Consider the following 18,715-nt stretch of genomic DNA (forward strand, 5'->3'; position numbering starts at 1 on the left):
TTTTGCTGTGGTCGCGATTTGATAGTTGGTCGAGGAAAGCTCGCCTCCCAGCAAATCAGTTCTCTTATTTCATTGAGGCTTCCAAGAGGTTGCGGACGTCTGTCGTCGTCATCTTCACAAAGGCATTTTGATCCAAGTGATTAACTTGAACCGCACTCTTAGCCATGGCATCAAAGTCCTGGTCCGTCTCAATGCCAACACCAGGCAATGTCGTTGGTACATCAAGACTAGCCAACCATTCCCGGGTCTTTGCGATTGTCTGGGTGGCAACAGTATCATCATCCCCCGTCAAGTCCCAGACATTCCGTCCCAAGGAAACAAAATAAGGCTTTGTCTCTTCTGAATAGATAAAGCCTAACCAGTGTGGCGTCAAAATTCCCAGGCCAACACCGTGAGTGATGTCATAATAAGCTGACAATTCGTGTTCGATTGGGTGCACTGACCATGAATTGACATTGCCTGTCCGTGGCAAGCCGTTCAAAGCCATGGTTGAGGCCCACATCAAATTAGCTCGAGCATCGTAGTTATCGGGTTCACGCAAGGCAACTGGCGCCCACTTAATCACAGTCCGCATAATCCCTTCAATCAAGCCATTGCGAACATCGTTTTCGTAACCCTTTTGGTCAAAGTATTGTTCCGTCAAATGACTAAAGATATCAATTGATCCGGCTGCCGTTTGCCACTTTGAAACTGAGAACGTCAAACTTGGATCCAGGAAGGAAACGGCCGGTGTATTCGGACCACCGGTTCCCAACTTTTGTTTCGTTTCTGGGTTGGAAATCACAGAACCAGTGTTCATCTCAGTTCCGGTAGCCGCCAACGTTAAAATGTCGACAACGGGCAACTGGTCAATGGCAAAGCGCTTCTTGGAATCCAAAACCAAGTCCCAAGGGTCGCCGTCATAGAACTTGGCAGAAGCGATGACCTTTGAAGCATCGATAACAGACCCACCACCAACGGCTAAGATGACATCGATATCGTTGTCTTTCACTAATTTTTGTCCCTCACGGACTGAGGCAATCTTTGGATTGGGCTCAATCCCAGACAATTCTGTCACATCCAAACCTGCCAGCGCCTTGATCGCGCGTTCGTACAGACCTGATTTTTTAATTGAACCACCCCCGTAGGTTACGAGCACCTTTTGACCAAATTGGGCAATAGCAGCCTGCAATTCAGTGTCCAAGCGATCTTTCCCGAAACGAATATCAGTTGTGTTCTTAAATGTAAAATTTTCCATTTTTGACAGAACTCCTTTTTAAACATACAAGCAGACCATTTGTAATTTAAATAGCCTGTTTGCTCGACTTAAACCCCCTGAAAGGTTTGTGCATCCATTTTAGAGGAACAAAACCCATCTGTCAATTTTCCATATACCACTCTTGATCATTACGGCAGCGACGGGCAATTGGCCAGTAGTTAACAATAGCTGATTTTAACAAAAAAGCTCGCTAACACTCAGTGCTAGCGAGCTAATTTTATTAAAGGTCACCGTTCAAGAAATGATTCTTTCCCTCACCAAATGACCAGTCTTCAGCGTGGTTGCTGATAAAGGAGATAATGACATCTTCCCGGCGAACGCCGGCTTTATCAGCCAAGACGGCCACCAATGACTTCGTGAATTCCTTCTTGGCCTTCACTGGACGTGGCGTTGACAATACCGTAAAGAACAAAACCTTGTCTGAACGGTCATAGCCAAGACCAACATCTTGAAAATTAATTTCATAGTCTTCGTGTTGCGTCACGATTTGGAAACGGTCACGGTCTGGTAATGACAACGTTTCCTTGGCAACGTCAAAAGACAGTTGCATGATATTCTTAATTTCTGCGGGTTCGTACTGCCCCTTAATCAAGTCAATTTTCATTAATGGCATGCGCATTTCTCCTCATGTGGCTTTGCTAATAGACTAATCCTAGCATAAAAGCCCGGTAGGCACAATCGCGAGTGTGATGAACACTGACAAAGCTTACTGCGACGCTGACGACGGGCGGTTTTGCCCTACTCGCGCCTAGTAGACAGCAGGCATTCTCACACAGCATGCTGAGGGACCCCTCGTGCAGGCCGGTTGGCTTGCCTATCCAGCAATCAACTGACACAGCAAGATGCGGAGCCCTTCATGTAGTCCGCTTTACTCGCATAACTGGCAATCACAGCCAAAATCATCACTGGACTTGGTGCAGGTGAATTTGCCCTTGGAGCTTTTCATCCGTCAAGTTGCCCAACTGGTCGAGCATCTTGTTCAAGAAATCAGCAGGACCAGCGACACCTTCTGCCAACGCCAATTCACCAGCAACGGGCAGCGCCGCCGTCGCATAGGCTAAATCATCCAACGCCATGCTTTGACTAGCAAAGGCGCCCAGCAAACCATCAAGCGCGTCCCCCATGCCAACATTGGTTGCCAATTGGCTTGCCGAGTTATCAATCTGGTAAACGGTCTGGCCGTCTGAAACTAAGTCATGAACCCCAGTGGCGACCACAACAGCATCCAGTTTTTGGGCCGCCTTCAAGGCAATTTCAATTGGGTCAGCCGTACCTCGGCCGGCATCAATGCCATGACTTTCCCATTTCACTTCAGCCAAGGTTGCGACCTCACCAAGATTACCACGTACGATGCTCACTTTAACTGTTTTCAAAAGTTCCTTGGCACGCTTGGATCGTAGTGGCGTCGCACCAACGGCAACCGGATCAAAAACAACAGGGAGGCCTAACGCGTTCGCTGTCTGCCCGCTATTAATCATCACTTTTTGTGAATTGGCGGAAGTTGAACCCAAATTCAAGGTCACGGCATTGGCAATTTTTGTCAAATCAGCAGCATCCAGCGGATCTTCCAGCATAATTGGTGAAGCTCCAATATAGGCAATGGCATTGGCCACCAATTGGGGGGTAACGCTATTGGCCACGTTCAAGACGATGGGTTGGTTAGTGCGAACAGCAGTTAAAATTGTTTGGCTCATTTTGTCACTCCTCGTAATTTTTGAACACTGCGTTGAATATCATCACTAGCAGTAATGGCCGAAATCACGGCAACACCGGCAATCGGCAACTCCGCCAATTCCTGACAGTTGTCTTCTTGAATACCACCAATGGCCACAACCGGTAACGAACTTTTTGACGCAACCGAAAAGACACCTTTTGGACCAATGGCCTCCTTCACTTCTTCCTTACTTGTCGTTGCAAAGGCGGGGCCAACACCCAAGTAATCAACGACTGCCAAATCAGCTTCACTGGCAGCCAGCTCTTTTAAGTCATGGACGGATAACCCAAGTAGTAAACCAGGAGCTACCTGATGAATTTCTTGCACTGGGGTATCGCCCTGACCAACATGCAGACCATCCGCCTGGATGGCCAGTGCCAATGGCAGGTCGTCATCGACATACAAAGGAACATTGGCTGCTTTCGTAATACTTCTGATTTTCTGTCCCAATGCCACTTTTTCGGCTTGGTTCAACTTCGAGTGGTCCTTTTCTCGGTACTGAACAGAAGTGACGCCGGCGTCACAGGCCGCTTGAACCACGCGAATCACTTCATTGGGATCATCGTTGACGTTTTGGCTACCAACAACAAGATAAACCATTAATGACGTCGGATCAAAATTCATAATCTTTTCCTCCTTCATCTGCTGGATCCGACCACTGCCCATGGTTCAAAGGACCATGGCCGTGACCAATAACTAACGGCTGACCAATAATGGCGTTCATATAGCGGTGGCCCTTTTCGATGGCCTTGCGCAAAGAATCACCTTGAGCCAAAAAGGACGTAATTGCAGCTGAGAGGGTATCCCCTGTCCCGTGTTTGCTTGACGTTTCAACCTTTTGTCCTTCTAGCCAAAAACCGACTTCGTTTTCCAATAAAACATAATCATAAATGACGGCACCTTCACCGTGGCCACCCTTAACGATAACATTTGGAACGCCCAATGCTTGTATCTTTTGACCAGCCGTGACCATGTCATCACGAGTACTGATTTTCATATCGGCTAAGAGTTCGGCTTCGGGGAGATTTGGTGTCAACAGCGTAGCTAATGGCAGCAAGTGGTTTTTCAAGGCCGCTATCCCAGCTGAGTCGAGCAAGCTGGCCCCACCCTTGGCAACCATCACCGGATCAACCACCAAATTCTTTTGTTGGTAGTGACGAATGTTTTTAGCCACCTGCAGAACGCGAGCTTCATCAAAGAGCGCTCCAGTTTTCGCTGCGCGGACGTCAAAGTCAGCCATCACCGAGGCAAATTGCTGGTCAATTACGGCCAAATCAGTTGGATAAGCCCCCTGGACCCCCAGTGTATTTTGCGCTGTTAACCCGGCCACCACGACCGCGGAATAAGTCTTGCAAGCCTGCATGGTCTTGATATCGGCCTGCATGCCGGCACCACCCCCAGAATCGGACCCAGCAATGGTCAATCCTGTCGGATATTGGTTTGCATCAATCATCTTGTTGCCTCCATTCCCTGTAAGAAGAATTGATTTTCATACTTTGTTGATTGGATAAAAGCAGCCAAAGCCTCCTCTTGCACTTCGGGACTGACATGTTCGGCCGTCTGATTGACCAGTGACAAGATGGTCGCGTCAAACCCTTATTAAGCCCACGGTAATAGCCAACCCATGGTATAAATGGGTTATCTGGCTTGATTAGCCCATCACGAATCAACAAATCAGCCAAATAAGCATAGTCATAGGGGCAGGCAGTTAGGGCAACCAAGCCGATAAATGGATCCTTTTCAACTGCTTTAGCCATATGGTTAACATACTGGTCCGTAACCGTTAAATTTGGGTACCTGCCTGCTTGGATACTCTTGTCGTCGGTTTGAGCCAAGTCCAACAAAATCTTATGGGCAGCACCTTCACGATCGTCATCAGCCACTTCAGCATCAATTGTTTGACCGGTTAGTGTCTGGCAAACCTGTTCATACAGTGGCAAATAGTGACCCAGGTAACGATAATCTTGTTGCACGTAGTAGAGCAGTGCCTCAGAATTAACTTCACCAGCAATCATTGCTTGGATAAAGGGATTGGCATAAAAATTAGCCTTGTGTTCTTCCATCACTTGCATCAAGCGGTTAGAAAACGGCAGCGTCTTCGTCATTTTTTCTCCTCAATCATCACTTTATTTTGGCAGACGGTGGTGTCGGTCGTTGCCATTTAGACAAAATAAAAAGCCCCCAGCCTGAGCTGAGGACTTATGCCTACTAACGATGACCAAAAAAGGCAACATCATGAGGATTTAAATCCGTTTTCGAAGTTTCCTGCGACCGTGCTAGCGGCATCAGGTTCAATGGGTATAATCTCAGCTCAGGGCACCCCAACTTTATTTATCACAAAGGCAGTATAGCACGGAAATTAAAATCCGTGTGAAAAAGTTGATTGTGAACACTTGCCACCTGCTGTAAAATCAGTTATATTATAAGTATACTTATAATATTGATGCTAACAATAAGGAGGTCCCCATGAGCCCTGTCAAAACTACTGCACTTTCTCGCTACATGGATTCAACCAATCAGAAATTCTTCAACTTATATACTGACTGGTTCCGGCAAATGAAATACCGTCTACGAGAACTTGACTTGACCCACCCCCAATTTCAAATTCTCGCTACTGTCCATGGTCTCAGTATCCAACATACCGAAGTTACTCAAATCATGGTGGCTAAGGCAGCAGACGTCGATGCCATGACCGCTTCAGCCATCATTACTAAGCTCAGCCGTGAAGATCTTTTAGACCGCTATCCTGGTAAAAAAAATCCACGTTCAAAAGCCCTATCATTAACCCAGGCTGGTGAAAAAAAATTACAACAGGCCTTAGACATCGTCAATCAATTTGACCAAGACTTCTGGAGTCAATTTGACACCTTTTTGCCAGCAAGTGTTGATCAAGCGCAGGCGGTAGTCAAAACACATCACTACTAAAATTAGCAAAGTACACCCGCACCAATTGAAAAGAGCCGAAAATACAGGATTGTATTCTCGACTCTTTTTCTTTTGACCAAAAATCAGCACAATTTTATCATTTAATCGTGTTTCAAGCACCTACAAGCAAACCTGACAATTGAGCAACTTTTTATTCACTAATTTTGGCAACTAAGACACTGTTAGCTAAGTGATTGGTACCAATCAAAAATGGACTGCACCTCTTTCATTGGCAAGTAGCGGGCAGTCAAGACCTTTGTATTAGCATCAGTGCGAACTACCACGGCAAGGTGGGCTCGCCGGTTTTGATGAGCTAGCCACCAACTTTGCTTAATCGACAACGACTGAATCTTATCCCAGGCGATATAGGTCGTGATTGTTTCGTAATTCTTCGCCGTTTTTAAAACAAGGACCTGTCGGTTAACCACTTGGGCGGTTGTCGCCTGCCCCTTATACCAGCCGGTACCAACTACGAAAGCCAACACAATCAAGACCAGCAAGGCAACTACTGGCCAGCGTCTGAAAGCATAGATCAGGACGGTGGCGATCGGCAACGTCCAAAAAAGGCCGTTACGAATCATTGTCAAAATTTGGTAGGTTGAGCTATCAGTCTTTTTGATTGGCCGACTGGGAAAATCAGGCAGCCATCGCGACAAATATTGGTCAACAGCCCCTGATTTCACCATCGGAATCAAGGTTGGCACGTTTTTAGATACCTTGTCTTCACCATTTTCGTCAGTAATTATCCGTGTCTTGACGGTTACCAAGCCCAACAACTGCCTGAAAACATTTTGGCGGACTTCAACCGTTTGCATCCGGTTAATTGACAAATGCATCGTTTGTCGTTCAAAAAGTCCCCGAGCAATCGTCAACTGACCTGCGTCATGGTGCACTTCAAAGCCAAAGTACAAGATCACCGTTCGCAGAACATTAAAAGCAACCACGATGAAAACAAACGCCACCACCAGCAAGGCAATCACTAAAGCGCCCAGGCCCAAAACGTGATTGGTCAACTCCTGCTCAATCCAATGACTGACTATCCCTTGCTGGTCTAAGTGAATGAAGCCACCCAGAAATATAAAGAATTGAAAGATGACCTCCGGCGTCGTCACCGCATAGACAATCAAAGAAAGAATGGAAGCCCGAAAGGAATCGGTAGCCAGTCTGTTAGAACCATTTGGTCGCAGGATGTCCTTTCCATCAGCGGTTTTTTGATTATGCGCAGAAGCAAATGCTTGCCCTTGGCGGTCTGAATCGGTCACTTGCTCAACTTGCTCCTGTGTCGCTGGTTCTTCCTTTTGTGCCTGAATTTTGGCGCCTTCAATCAAAATAGCCAGTTTAGCCGTTTCATCCTGGCGCTTTTGTTCAAGAACCAGTGCCACCCAGGTTGGGACAACCAAGAGAGAAATCTGATTGTTCTTGGCCCCCTTCCCCCCGGAATCAACAGCAATGTCCTCCAAATGAAATGGTTGGAGGAAAAACCATTGCTTTCGATGGATATTTTGAATTTTATGGTAAGGCAAGTGGCGAACTTGCCGTTCCAATATGCCTGACCGATAAATCAGTTCACTTTCCGTGAGTTCATAGGTCTTCATCCAGAAGCTTAAAAGCGACCAAAGCAACAGAGCCAAGAAAAGCAAGACCCATTCCCACCAAGTAAAGTGGAAAAAGAATAAAACAGCCAACCCTAAAGCCACCACGCTTTTTAGTTGTTCGTAAAAATCGAAAATAAAAGTAAGGGGATGTAAGTGCTTAGCCTTCATGACGAGCCTCCCTAGCCAGCGTCATGACCTTGTCCTTAAATTGTTCAGCGTCATCCTCCGTTAAAGCCTCAATTTCATGACCAGACCCACCCGTTAAAATGTGCACCTGTTGTAGTTTAAACAACCGCAAAATTGGGCCTTGGTCCAAATCGACGTTTTGCACCCGTGCAATTGGAATGGCAGTATGCGTTCGGAAAAAGAAGCCTTTTTGAATTTCAACATCCGTTTCGTTGACCATAAAGTGGTAAAAAGCATAGCGATAACGGACCAATAAAAGGCCAAGGAGAAACCAGAGCACAATGACCAAAAAGAGCCCCCAGATTGCCCACAAAGGTAAATAAAACTTCAAAAAATGTTGTACTGCCCAGTTCCCAGCGAAGTAAACGGCTAAAATAACAATTGCCCCAATGACTTCCATGATGTACCAGACTTTTTTAATTGTTGCTGGTAGTGCTTGCATCTTTCTCTCCCTCAATCATAAAAAATGGGGCTAAGAAGTAGTTTTACTTCTTGGTCCCAAGTTATCGTTGACTCATTAAAAAATCTGAGCTTTTAATTACCGGCAGCTGCCAAAATGGCAGCATGGACCGCTCTACGGAAACCGTGCTGATCTAAGGCTAAGACGCCCTGAATCGTTGTCCCACCAGGCGATGTAATCTGTCCCTTCAAGTCACCGGCAGACAAATCGGATTGTTGCGCCAATTGCGCCGTTCCAGCCACTACTGAAGCAACCAACTTTCCCGCTTGCTTTCGGTCCATCCCCTTGGCCACTGCAGCATCTTCCATGGCATCCATCAAGACATCAATAAAGGCTGGTGAGCAACCACCGATCGTTCCGGCAATGGCTAATTGGTCTTCCTTAACAACTAAGACATCCCCCAGTGACCCCAAAAGATCATGAACCACCTGAGCATTTTGCTCCGTAATCGATTCGTTAGCGGCCAAAGCAATCGTGCCAGCCTGAACTGCAACTGGAATATTTGGAATAAAGGTCGTCACCGGATTCTTTGGTGCTGCCAGCCGTAAATCAGTATTTTGCACGCTGGCAGCAGCTGAAAGGACAATCACCTTTTCAGAAAGACCGGTGGCAACGATTTTTGCCAACACTGTTGTTACAAGCTTAGCCGGTACTGTTAACATCAACACATCAAAGTCTTCCTTGACCAGGTCTTCATAACTGGTCACTGCTGAAATTTGCAAGACTTCTGCCTTTTTGGCATTTGATGAGTACCCCAAAACCGTGTGTCCACCTAATTTTAGTCCTTGAACAAGGGCTGTTCCCATGTGTCCAAGGCCGACAACTGCAATTTTCATACATCCTACTCCTTTAATCACGCTTGTTCCCATTTTATCACAGTTCTAAGCTTGTCTTTTGATAAATCAGTCAGTTCTAAGCCAATCAAAAAAGACCCCATCCCTGTTCATAAAAGGATGAGGCAGCTGTTGCTTTGGTTGGTTCAGCTTAATTTTTCTTCAACTTAAAAAAGGCAATAACGGTTAAGATCACCATCCACAGTGCGGCTAACAAAGTCGTAACCGTCGTCGCCGGTGTGACCAAGAGGATAACAAAGATTAAGGCTAAAAAAGCAATTGTCAAGTAATTACTAAAGGGTGCCAGTGGTAATTGAAAGCTATGGCTCTTCTGCCCCTTAGTCACCTTGCGAAAGCGCAAGTGTGTGACCATCAAGGCCATATAAATCAGTAAAAAGGCGGCTGAAGCCATTGATGAAATGAGGGTAAAGGCCTTGGTTGGGAACAGGTAATTGACCACCACGGCCAGACCGACAATCAACGTTGACAGATTAATGGCGGATTGGGGGATGGCATTCTTATTTAACTTCTTAAAGCGTGATTTTTCACCAACCAACGAATACAACATTCGTCCGGTTGTGAAGAAGGCCGAGTTAATAGCAGAAGCCGCTGCCGTCAAAACAACGAAGTTAATCACGGCCGCTGCCGATTGTATCCCAATACCAGAAAAGACCTGGACGAATGGTGATTCACCAGCCTGGTAGTTGGTCCAAGGTTGAATAATCATGATGGCTGATAAGGCCCCGATATAAAAAATCAGAATTCGAATCACAATCGAATTAACAGATCGCGGAATCGTTTCCAGCGGATCTTTCGTTTCGGCGGCAGTAATCCCGACGAATTCAACCCCCAAAAAGGCGAAGAAGGCCATCTGGAAAGTCGATAATAGGCCCTGACCATGGTTGGCAACCAAGCCATGCGACCACAATGTCGAAAACTGAGTCACGCCCATGGACGTTTTCACATGGCCAAAAGCCAAAATCAGTCCGGTGATAATCATGGCAACAATGGCAACAATCTTAATCATGGCAAACCAGAATTCGGTTTCCCCGAATATCTTCACCGCAATCGTATTAACAAAGTACAACACGATTAGAAAGGCTAATTCCCATGGCCAAACAGGCCAATCCGGAAACCAATAGTGCATGTACGTCCCAATCGCTGTCAGTTCGGTCATGGCAATCACGACCCAGCCAATCCAGTAAGTCCAGCCCAAAACAAAACCAGCTCGTTTTCCCAAGTATTGGGTCATAAAATCGATGAAAACTGATTTTGAATCATCTGATACTAACAATTCGCCCAAAGCACGCATCATTGCGAAAACAAACAGGCCCGTAATGATATAAACCAATAAAATCGCTGGCCCAGCCCGATGAATTGAGGAACCGGCTCCTAAGAAGAGGCCGGTCCCAATCGTCCCGCCCAAGGCAATCATGGCCACATGACGGTGAGACAGTGTGCGGGCGAAGCCCGTTTCATTATTCATGAATAATACTCCTTTGCAATCTTACCTTAATAGTCTATACTTGGTGCTATAACAAGTAAAACTAAACTTTTTCAATTTAAAATTAAAAACATTCATCAGGAAAAAATCATGAAAACTTTTACTTACCAAATTTTTGCCACAGTCGCTGAACGCGGTTCCTTTCGGAAGGCTGCCGACGAGTTAAGCATTACGCCTTCAGCTGTTTCTCACGCCATTTCGCACCTCGAAGCACAACTAGGAATCCCCCTCCTAATTCGCAACCGATCGGAGATGCAAGTCACCCGCAACGGCCAAATCCTCTTACCAATGGTCGAACGCCTGCTCAATGAGGAACGGCAACTTCTTTCAGCCGCTGCAAAGATTCAAGGACTGCAAGGTGGACAAATCAGAATTGGCGCCATTTCATCAGTTTGCATTGCCTGGCTTCCAACCATCATCCGGCGCTTTTCTAAAAAGTACCCACAAGTTGAGATCACGCTGATTCAAGGCTCCTTCGCCGAAATCGAACAGGCCTTATCACTAGGAAAGATTGATCTTGGCTTCTCGGCCCTGCCAACGATTAGTCGGCTGGATGCCCTGCCCCTGATCAATGATGAAATCAAGTGCATTACCCCGGCTGATTTCACACCCAAAAATGGCGTTTCGATTAGCCAGGATGACTTAGAAGACCGGCACTTTATCTTGCAACGGTCCGATTATGATTCCGATACTAAGGCGGCCCTCGATGAACTTCAGGTTAAGCCTCAGGCCATCAACTATTCGATTGATGACCAGTCGATTTTGGCCATGGTTGAGGCCGGTTTGGGTTGGGGAATCCTACCTGACTTGGCCCTGTCAAGGCTCTCAGGCGAAATCGAAGCTTATCCCTTTAAAAAACCTTATTACCGTCACCTTGGCCTAGTAATTAATCCCTCCTCGACGAAGGACCCCTTTGTGAAAGCCATGCAAAAAGAAATCCTGTCTTACTTAAAAAGAGGCTAAAAAAACGGCAAATTCGTTTTCTTGACGAATTTGCCGTTTTTATATGTCAGCTGATTACTGCTTTACTTAGTAGTGAGAAAAAGACAAGATTCCCTGCAATGCAAACAAAATCAAAACGATTAACCCCCAGCCTGATTTGGCCATCGGATAATCCCGGTAGGCTGAGCGCTTGGCCCCCTCTTGAAAACCATGTGAGGTCATGGCCATAGCCAGGTTCTTCGACCACTTAATGGCATGAACCAAAGCCTTAAAATAAAGCGTTGGCTGCCACCAACGTAATACTTCACCACGCATCATCCCCGCCGCTTGAATCGAAGAAAAGGCCTGCTTAAAGCGGGGCATAAAGTTAAGTGCCCCCAAAATGCCGTAAGTAAAGGTCGCAGACATCTTCAGATTCTGACGTAAAGAAGCTAACAAGACGTAAGGGGTCATGCCCATCGTTAACCAGGCCCCAATAAAGATAAAGACGAGGACTCGGCTGCCCATCACTAAACCAAAATGGAGGTTTTGCGCTGCTGTTCCTTGACCATAAAGATAAAAGGACCAAAAGGAACCCAAAACTGGAATGATGGCAATCGCCACATAGAGCCCGATTTTCTTTAAGGGCTGGCGCCGAATTAATAATAGCAAAAAGGCAACTGAAAAGAGAACAACGTTTAGAGTCACTGATTGGGTCAAAGAGATTTCCAAAGAAATCGCCAAAGCCAAAATCAGCCGTTGTGTGGCGTTCATCATACGAGCACCTCCTCTTGATAGGCCATGGCCGTTTGATCATAGCGCAAGTGACGATCAACAATGTTGACCAGGTCTCTTGTTTGGTGAGAAACAACTAGAATGGTCAGTTCAAGCCCCTGTTGACAAGTCTGAATCAGATTTAAAACAACTGCCACCGACTGCTCATCCAAGCCTGCTAGTGGTTCATCTAACAGCAGTACTGGTGGGGCCATAATTAGCATCAACAGCAGCTGAAGTTTCTTCTGCTGGCCACCCGAAAGCGTGTAGACCGACCGGTCACTCAAGCCTGTTAAGTTTAGGTCGGACAGCCACTGTTCCAAGACCTCCTTCTTCCAGAAATCAGCATGGTGACTTTTTTCCATCACCTGGTCAAGTTCTTCTTGAACCGTGATGTTTAAGAACTGGTCAGAGGCTGACTGAAATAACAAACCGACCTGGCCAAAGTAAAAACGCGGTTTCCACTCGCGGACTTCTTGCTCCTGGTAAGTCAAAGAACCCTCATAACGGTGTAGTCGAGCCAGCGTCTTCAAAACAGAAGACTTCCCGACTCCATTTGGACCGGTCACCAAGGTGATACCCTGTTCAAAGATTTGCAGGATATCCTGGTCTAAGACCAGCTGTTCACCGTTTTGTATTCGTAGATTATCAAAGCGATAAGCAGCCTTTTCGACCTGGTCACTTTCTACAACCGGTTTTAAAACCACCGTTTGCTTTTGGTAATCATAGTGGTGCCAGTCATTTGCAGGCACCAACACCAAAGACTTCTCTTTGAGCTGATAAAACTGGCTGATTTTATCGAAGTAACCAGCTGGATCATGGTCGGAAACGAGAACGCCATAGCCCTCTTGGCTAAGCTGTTTTAGTAAAACCTGGAGATCTTCTCGTGACTGACTATCAACAGCAGCAAAGGGTTCATCGAGCAACAGATAGTCGGCCCCCAGGGCCAACACTTCTGCCAAGGCAACCTTTTGCATTTCCCCACCAGATAGGGTCACAAAGGATCGATCGATAAAATCAGTCAGACCAACCTTTTCCAATGCCCAAGTCGTCTTTTGGTCAATTTCTTCCTTGTCCAATTCGAGATTCTCCAGTGCAAAAATAAATTCCTCCCGCACCGTTGGCATGGCAAACTGGTCATCAGGGTTTTGAAAAAGCAAAGCCACTCGCTTGGCTATTTCATTTGCTTTCAGTGTGGTCATCACCCTTTGATCAATTTCGATTTCGCCAGTAACTTGGCCACCATATTGTGGGTAAAGACCCGCCAAGGCCTTTAACAGGGTGGATTTTCCCGATCCGGAAGGCCCCATTAAGAGGGTCAGGGTCTTTTTTTCAAGAGATAAATTTAGATTATCAATGATGACTTGGTCACGATAAGCCAACGTAAGGTTTCTGGCAGTTATTGCCATTTTTTGTCCTCCTTATTCGTGGGACAACAACTTTGATCGATCTAACAACTTGGCAATCAAGTGTACCAAGACACCTGAGAAAAAGAAAATTGATAGGTAACGAACAATGAACAAAGCAACTAACAAACCTAGCTTGTAGTGAATATAACCTGATTTAAAGAGGTCCCAAGCAAAGGTCACGACTGTTCCAGTCAAGGTTGACAACCAAAGACCAGCAAACCAGTTCTTATAACCAGTCAAAGCAAAACCAAGTTCAGAACCAATTCCTTGAATAAAGCCAGACAAAAGCGTACCGACACCGTAAGAACCACCCAAGAACATCTCACCGGCTGCTCCAAGCATTTCGCCAATAAAGCCGGCACCGACCTTCTTTAAGATGTACGAAGCCAATGGTCCGGCCATCATCCATACACCAAGGGTGATTTCATTCGTAAAGGCTTGCAACCCAATCACGGCCAAGCCACTGTTAACAATCTGGTAAACCGGATCCATAATCCAATAAATGACCGAAAAAATAATCCCGATCAAGGCCAGCAAAATCACGTTTTGTAGCGTCCACTTTTGTTTCATTATTCTCTCCTTTACGTCCGGGCGAACAAAAAGGCATCAAAAAACACCCGCCTGGGCAGAGTCCAACACGGGTGGTCTTAAAAAAACTTGTGTGGATCTTCCTTCGTCGGTCTTAGCCTAACAGGTTCAATGGGTTTAATTCTCAACCAAAATGGTACCCCAGATCGCTATATTCAAATTTACTACTTCACTAGCTTACACTGTCTTGAATTTTTATGCAAGTGTTTTCAAAGAAAAGCACCCAGACTCCACCTAGGTGCTTAATCAAGCTAATTTTTTACTTGTTACTTGTTTGCCTTCAAAACGGCAGCCATGGCAACTGATGAAACATAGTTGACTGGTTGACCGAAGTTTGGTTGGAAGAAGAAGTCAGTCATTGACAATTGATCAATTGTCATGCCGTTTTCAATCGCCAATGAAACCACGTTGGCAGCTTGTGAAATGTCATGTTTTGACAAGAAAGCAGCACCAACAATCCGGCGAGTCCCCTTTTCCCAAGTCAATGAGGCCTTAACTGGCGTCGTTGACAACATGAAATCAGGACGGTAATCTTCTGAAATTGTCACAGAATCCGCTTCAACACCCTTCCGAGCTGCTGATTGAACAGTCAAACCGGTTGCAGCGTAAGCTAACTCGTACAATTCAACGGCTGATGTTGCTTGTGTGCCTTGATATGCCAACGATGGTTCGACAATGTTCTTACCAACCAAAATTCCTTGACGAACAGCATTAGTTGCCAATGGAATGTAATCATCCTTTTGGGTGGGGTTGTAGAAGACAGTGGCTGAATCACCAGCAGCAAAGACATCCTTCGCAGAAGTTTCCATGAACTTGTTTACCTTGATAGCGCCGTTTGGCAACATGTCTACTTGGTCACGGAACAGAGCAGTATTTGGCAAGAAACCAATCCCCAAGATGGCAATATCAGCTTCATAAGTGCCCTTGTCAGTTGTCACCTTGATACCATCAGCTGTGTCTTCAAATCCTGAAACCATTTGACCAAGGGCTAACTTAACACCATGGTCTTCATAGGCCTTTTGGAAAACAGATGAAAATTCAGGGGCCGTATTGTTGGCCAATACCCGGTCCAAACCGTCAATCAAAGTCACTTCCTTATCATTGACTGACAATTGTTCTGCCAACTCAGCACCGATATAACCAGCACCAATAACGATAATCCGCTTAACATTTTCAGTTACTTCCTTCAAGGCATTGGCATTGTCCCAAGTCTTTGAGTCAAAGACCTTGTCAGAATCGATACCAGGGATGCGAGGCTTAATTGCGCGTGAACCAGTGGTAATCACAATCTTATCGAAAGTTTCTTCTGACTGAGCACCAGAAACCAAGTCTTTGATGTTCAAAGTCTTTGCTTTTAAGTTAGCAGCTTCAACAAGCGTTTGCATATGCATTGAAATACCCTGCTTAGCCATTGAATTTGGTGTTTCATAAAACATCTTGTCAGTTGATGAAACATTGTCGCCAATCCAAAGAGCGATTCCACATGACAAAAAAGAAACTGTTTGATTCTTTTCAAACACGTGAATCTCAGCGTCTGGGTGGTCTGCCTTAATCTGCTTAGCGGCAAACACGCCGGCGTGCGTTGAACCAATAACTGCAACTTTCATTAAAGTGCCTCCTAATATATAGCTATGTGAAAATTGTAATTAAATTTTACCAATAAAACAACGCTCTGTCAATCATCTACCCAATAGTTTTCAAGAAAGTATCAAATAAAGCAAAGAGACAAATAGAGTCGTTCTAATCGATTAAAAATTCAGTTTGGCTCAACAAATTAGACATTTCCCAATCGTAAAACGATTTCAGTGCCTTACTCTAAACGATTTTCCGCTTGGCGCATGTGGCTTTCGTAATGATCAATTTTATATAGTAAATGATCATGAGCAGCCTGGATTTCATTAATGCGGTCCTGCATCTCTTCTGCCTGTTCTAGCAATAGTGCTTTACGCGTCGGAATTGTTTGGTCATCATCCTCCAGAACCATACCAATATATTCACGCAATCGTTCAATGGAAACACCAGCGTGGCGCATCGTTTTAGCAAATTTCAATTGATTAATGTTACGCTCGGTGAAATCACGCAACTGATTTTCCTTGCGCGGGACTGGCATAATGACCCCAATTCGTTCGTAATAGCGAATCGTATCATTTGATAATCCAGTCACCTTCGCAGCTTCTTTAATATTCATTTTGTACCTTTCGCACAACAAAAGCGGCCACAACTACAAAAGCAATTCCCGTAAAGAAAGCCATTGTCGCAACTTGACCATGGTAGCTCTCCGCCGTCGCCACAATCAAAGAAAGGCCGATTGGGCCACCAATTTGGTGAGCAGTGTTCGTCAACCCTGAGGCAATACCAGCCAGTTCGTCAGGTGCTTGATGCAGGCCGGCCGATGTCACTGGCACAAGGACCAAGCCCTGCCCAATACCAATCACCACCATTGGCAAGGCAAAAGCCAACCAATAGCCCAAAGAAACCGCTGACAAGGCTGTAAACAGCAGACCGAGGAACAGTAATCCCTCGCCGACTAGTAGGATTAACTGATTGCCAAAACGATCAGTCAGCTTCCCCAAGGACAACGATACCACAAACTGAACGAATGTTAAGGGGAGAAAGGCCAGCCCGGATTGTAATGCCGTAAAATGATAACTGGTTTGCCAAACCGGGGGCAAAAAGAACCAGTATGGCAGCATGGCCATCATAAAGAGCATGCGTGCCAAGTAGGCCCCCGCACGAATTCGATTGTGAAATAGTGTTAAAGGCATCATTGGTTGCTTTTGCCGACTTTCAAAGCCAATAAAGCAAGCTAAAACAATGATGCCCAATAAAATCATTAGCCACTGGTTACTCGTTAAACCATCAATCAAAGCCGCTAATCCGCTGACGGACAGAATTGCACCAATATAGTCAATTTTTATCTTTAATCCCGCCTTATTCGGGACAAAGTGTACCGTTAACCCAAACAATAATAAAGTCAACGGCACGTTAATCAAAAAACCGGCTTCCCAAGAAAATAAAGTGGTGAGGCCACCGCCAATTAAAAGTCCAAGACTGGCACCAATCCCAGCTGTAACACCATAGTAAGCAATCGCTCGTTCACGCATTTGTCCTTGGTAATTATCCATCATCAAAGCCAAGGTGGTCGGCGCAATAATCGAAGAACCCAGTCCCTGGACGGCCCGTAGTCCAATCACGAAGGCGGCATTATCCGACAAGCCAATCAGCAAAGAACTCAATCCAAAAATGGTGATACCAATTAAAAAAATCCGTTTACGTCCAAGCAAATCCGAGATCCGGCTCGACAATAGTAAAAAGCCACCGAAAGTCAGTGTATAGGCATTGGAAACCCACGATAAAGCATTAGGTGAAAGGTCTAGGCTTTGACCAATCTCAGTTGAACTGGTAAAAACAATGGAATTATCCATCAAAATTAAAAAGTAAGCGAGTAAGGTGATCGGCAAGACCATCCCAAATCGTTGTTTTGTCATTCTTATCTCCTTCAGTTAGGTTTCTTTCAAAACCAAGCATTGTGTGTTGTGATCAATAACCATTAAACACCTTGGAGTGAACTTCAAGTCAAGAAAAAAACAAGCAAAAAACAGCCTTTTGCCAAGACTGTTTTTAAGATTGACTATTGGTTATGCCATCAAGAACTGCTTGAGGACCTTGTTAACATCCTGATTTTCATGCAGCTTTGAATGTTGCGCATCCTTACCAGTAAATAACTTTTCCTGATAGGTGCTTGGTTGACGGACAAAGTATTTCAATGACTTCGACGCATTGTTAGTGACGGTTGCGTCCGATTCCTTTTTGCCCATGCTATTACCGTAAATATTCAGCACTTTGGTCTGATTATTTTCGTAATATTGCTCCAAACCAGCTAAGGCCGCCTTTTTAAAATCAGTCTCAGAGTGGCTGCTAGGATCTGCTAAATTCAAATTCGACTTTGGTATTGGACTATCCTGCAAGAAGTTAAAGGGACCAGCAATTGCAATTTGGCGCTTCACAACCGGTAACTGTTCACTTTGTTGCACGTGATTTTTCAAATAAAAGGCAATGGCGAGGTTTCCCATCGAATGCCCAATCAAATTAACCGATTGAATCCCTTGATTATGCAAGTCCGCCATAATCTTCGTGACCCACTGATTAGTCTTGTCAAAGTTAGTATTCCGGTTGTCGTTAAACTGCACCAGAATTAATGGATTTTGGTCGCCCTTCTTCACGGTACCACTAAAGCTGACCTGACCGTTTTTGCTAACTGTCGCATTAATCTTCCGATTCGAATACTTTTGCTGAATTAAGTACCGACTCATCGTTTGTTCGGCATTTCGAGAAGAGCCATAGCCATGAAAGAAGACGGTTGCTTCGGTTGGCTTTGTATTAGAAGAACGCATGGTTGGCCGAGTCAGCCAAACAGTCAGTCCGACTGCCAGCACGGCCAGTATGGCGGTTGCTACGCCTGCAATCGCTATCATTTTTTTATTCTTTTTCATCATACTCCTTTATAACCAATGAATTGGCTAAGGTTTTATGCAGATAATTAAAAAC

Annotated in this window: 19 protein-coding genes and 2 riboswitches; of the genes, 2 read left to right on the forward strand and 17 right to left on the reverse strand. The window is 45.3% G+C overall.

Going from position 1 to position 18,715, the window contains the following annotated elements:
- Positions 1–64 precede the first annotated feature (64 nt).
- The 6 genes from M3M36_RS00930 to M3M36_RS00955 all read right to left on the reverse strand — a co-directional run bounded on the left by M3M36_RS00930 (position 65) and on the right by M3M36_RS00955 (position 5,077).
- Entirely contained in the window at positions 65–1,237 is a 1,173-nt protein-coding gene (locus M3M36_RS00930) for an iron-containing alcohol dehydrogenase (RefSeq protein ID WP_252774004.1), read from the reverse strand.
- 241 nt (positions 1,238–1,478) lie between these two features.
- A complete protein-coding gene (locus M3M36_RS00935) occupies positions 1,479–1,871 on the reverse strand; it encodes a tautomerase family protein (RefSeq protein WP_059393073.1) in 393 nt (130 codons plus the stop codon).
- Positions 1,872–2,160: 289 nt separating this feature from the next.
- Positions 2,161–2,952 (reverse strand): hydroxyethylthiazole kinase, encoded by a 792-nt coding sequence (gene thiM, locus M3M36_RS00940; RefSeq protein ID WP_252774005.1) that lies wholly within the window; start codon positions 2,950–2,952, stop codon positions 2,161–2,163.
- The gene (gene thiE, locus M3M36_RS00945; protein WP_252774006.1) at positions 2,949–3,596 is read right to left on the reverse strand and encodes a thiamine phosphate synthase; all 648 of its coding nucleotides are present in this window, start codon (positions 3,594–3,596) and stop codon (positions 2,949–2,951) included. The genes thiM and thiE overlap by 4 nt, the downstream gene beginning before the upstream one ends.
- The gene (gene thiD / locus M3M36_RS00950; protein ID WP_252774007.1) at positions 3,586–4,425 is read right to left on the reverse strand and encodes a bifunctional hydroxymethylpyrimidine kinase/phosphomethylpyrimidine kinase; all 840 of its coding nucleotides are present in this window, start codon (positions 4,423–4,425) and stop codon (positions 3,586–3,588) included. Before thiD ends, thiE begins: the two co-directional genes overlap by 11 nt.
- Positions 4,418–5,077, reverse strand: coding sequence for a thiaminase II/PqqC family protein (locus M3M36_RS00955; protein WP_252774008.1), 660 nt, complete (start codon positions 5,075–5,077; stop codon positions 4,418–4,420). The genes thiD and M3M36_RS00955 overlap by 8 nt, the downstream gene beginning before the upstream one ends.
- 140 nt (positions 5,078–5,217) lie before the next feature.
- Positions 5,218–5,306, reverse strand: a riboswitch (TPP riboswitch).
- Between the two features lie 132 nt (positions 5,307–5,438).
- On the opposite strand from M3M36_RS00955, the gene M3M36_RS00960 reads away from it, so the two are divergent.
- Positions 5,439–5,897: a MarR family winged helix-turn-helix transcriptional regulator gene (locus M3M36_RS00960; RefSeq protein WP_252774009.1), complete on the forward strand. Its 459-nt coding sequence runs from the start codon at positions 5,439–5,441 to the stop codon at positions 5,895–5,897.
- Between the two features lie 182 nt (positions 5,898–6,079).
- On the opposite strand, the gene M3M36_RS00965 is transcribed toward M3M36_RS00960, so the two are convergent.
- The 4 genes from M3M36_RS00965 to M3M36_RS00980 form a co-directional block, all read right to left on the reverse strand.
- Entirely contained in the window at positions 6,080–7,660 is a 1,581-nt protein-coding gene (locus M3M36_RS00965; RefSeq protein WP_252774010.1) for a PH domain-containing protein, read from the reverse strand.
- Positions 7,650–8,120, reverse strand: a complete 471-nt coding sequence (locus M3M36_RS00970; protein WP_252774011.1) for a PH domain-containing protein — start codon at positions 8,118–8,120, stop codon at positions 7,650–7,652. Before M3M36_RS00970 ends, M3M36_RS00965 begins: the two co-directional genes overlap by 11 nt.
- A 92-nt stretch (positions 8,121–8,212) precedes the next feature.
- Positions 8,213–8,974: a pyrroline-5-carboxylate reductase family protein gene (locus tag M3M36_RS00975; RefSeq protein ID WP_252774012.1), complete on the reverse strand. Its 762-nt coding sequence runs from the start codon at positions 8,972–8,974 to the stop codon at positions 8,213–8,215.
- Between the two features lie 148 nt (positions 8,975–9,122).
- Positions 9,123–10,457, reverse strand: a complete 1,335-nt coding sequence (locus tag M3M36_RS00980; protein ID WP_252774013.1) for an amino acid permease — start codon at positions 10,455–10,457, stop codon at positions 9,123–9,125.
- A 108-nt stretch (positions 10,458–10,565) separates the two neighbouring features.
- Here M3M36_RS00980 and M3M36_RS00985 point away from each other — a divergent pair, with 108 nt between their 5' ends.
- A complete protein-coding gene (locus M3M36_RS00985) occupies positions 10,566–11,438 on the forward strand; it encodes a LysR family transcriptional regulator (RefSeq protein ID WP_252774014.1) in 873 nt (290 codons plus the stop codon).
- A gap of 66 nt (positions 11,439–11,504) precedes the next feature.
- Here M3M36_RS00985 and M3M36_RS00990 read toward each other — a convergent pair whose 3' ends face one another.
- From M3M36_RS00990 to M3M36_RS01020, 7 genes are all read right to left on the reverse strand, one after another.
- Positions 11,505–12,173 carry an energy-coupling factor transporter transmembrane component T family protein gene (locus tag M3M36_RS00990; RefSeq protein ID WP_252774015.1) on the reverse strand — a complete coding sequence of 223 codons (669 nt, stop codon included), beginning with the start codon at positions 12,171–12,173 and terminating at the stop codon, positions 11,505–11,507.
- Positions 12,170–13,579, reverse strand: a complete 1,410-nt coding sequence (locus M3M36_RS00995; RefSeq protein ID WP_252774016.1) for an ATP-binding cassette domain-containing protein — start codon at positions 13,577–13,579, stop codon at positions 12,170–12,172. Before M3M36_RS00995 ends, M3M36_RS00990 begins: the two co-directional genes overlap by 4 nt.
- A gap of 12 nt (positions 13,580–13,591) precedes the next feature.
- Positions 13,592–14,149 carry an ECF transporter S component gene (locus tag M3M36_RS01000; RefSeq protein WP_252774017.1) on the reverse strand — a complete coding sequence of 186 codons (558 nt, stop codon included), beginning with the start codon at positions 14,147–14,149 and terminating at the stop codon, positions 13,592–13,594.
- 81 nt (positions 14,150–14,230) lie between these two features.
- A riboswitch (TPP riboswitch) is annotated at positions 14,231–14,321 on the reverse strand.
- 112 nt (positions 14,322–14,433) lie between these two features.
- Positions 14,434–15,774, reverse strand: a complete 1,341-nt coding sequence (locus tag M3M36_RS01005) for an FAD-dependent oxidoreductase (protein WP_252774018.1) — start codon at positions 15,772–15,774, stop codon at positions 14,434–14,436.
- Positions 15,775–15,977: 203 nt separating this feature from the next.
- Positions 15,978–16,355, reverse strand: coding sequence for a MerR family transcriptional regulator (locus tag M3M36_RS01010; RefSeq protein ID WP_252774019.1), 378 nt, complete (start codon positions 16,353–16,355; stop codon positions 15,978–15,980).
- Complete coding sequence (locus M3M36_RS01015) at positions 16,345–17,655, reverse strand: MFS transporter (protein ID WP_252774020.1); 1,311 nt, start codon at positions 17,653–17,655, stop codon at positions 16,345–16,347. The genes M3M36_RS01010 and M3M36_RS01015 overlap by 11 nt, the downstream gene beginning before the upstream one ends.
- Before the next feature lie 150 nt (positions 17,656–17,805).
- Positions 17,806–18,642: an alpha/beta hydrolase gene (locus tag M3M36_RS01020; RefSeq protein ID WP_252774021.1), complete on the reverse strand. Its 837-nt coding sequence runs from the start codon at positions 18,640–18,642 to the stop codon at positions 17,806–17,808.
- Positions 18,643–18,715: the final 73 nt, after the last annotated feature.

This window comes from Fructobacillus americanaquae (assembly GCF_024029775.1).
GTDB lineage: Bacteria > Bacillota > Bacilli > Lactobacillales > Lactobacillaceae > Fructobacillus > Fructobacillus americanaquae.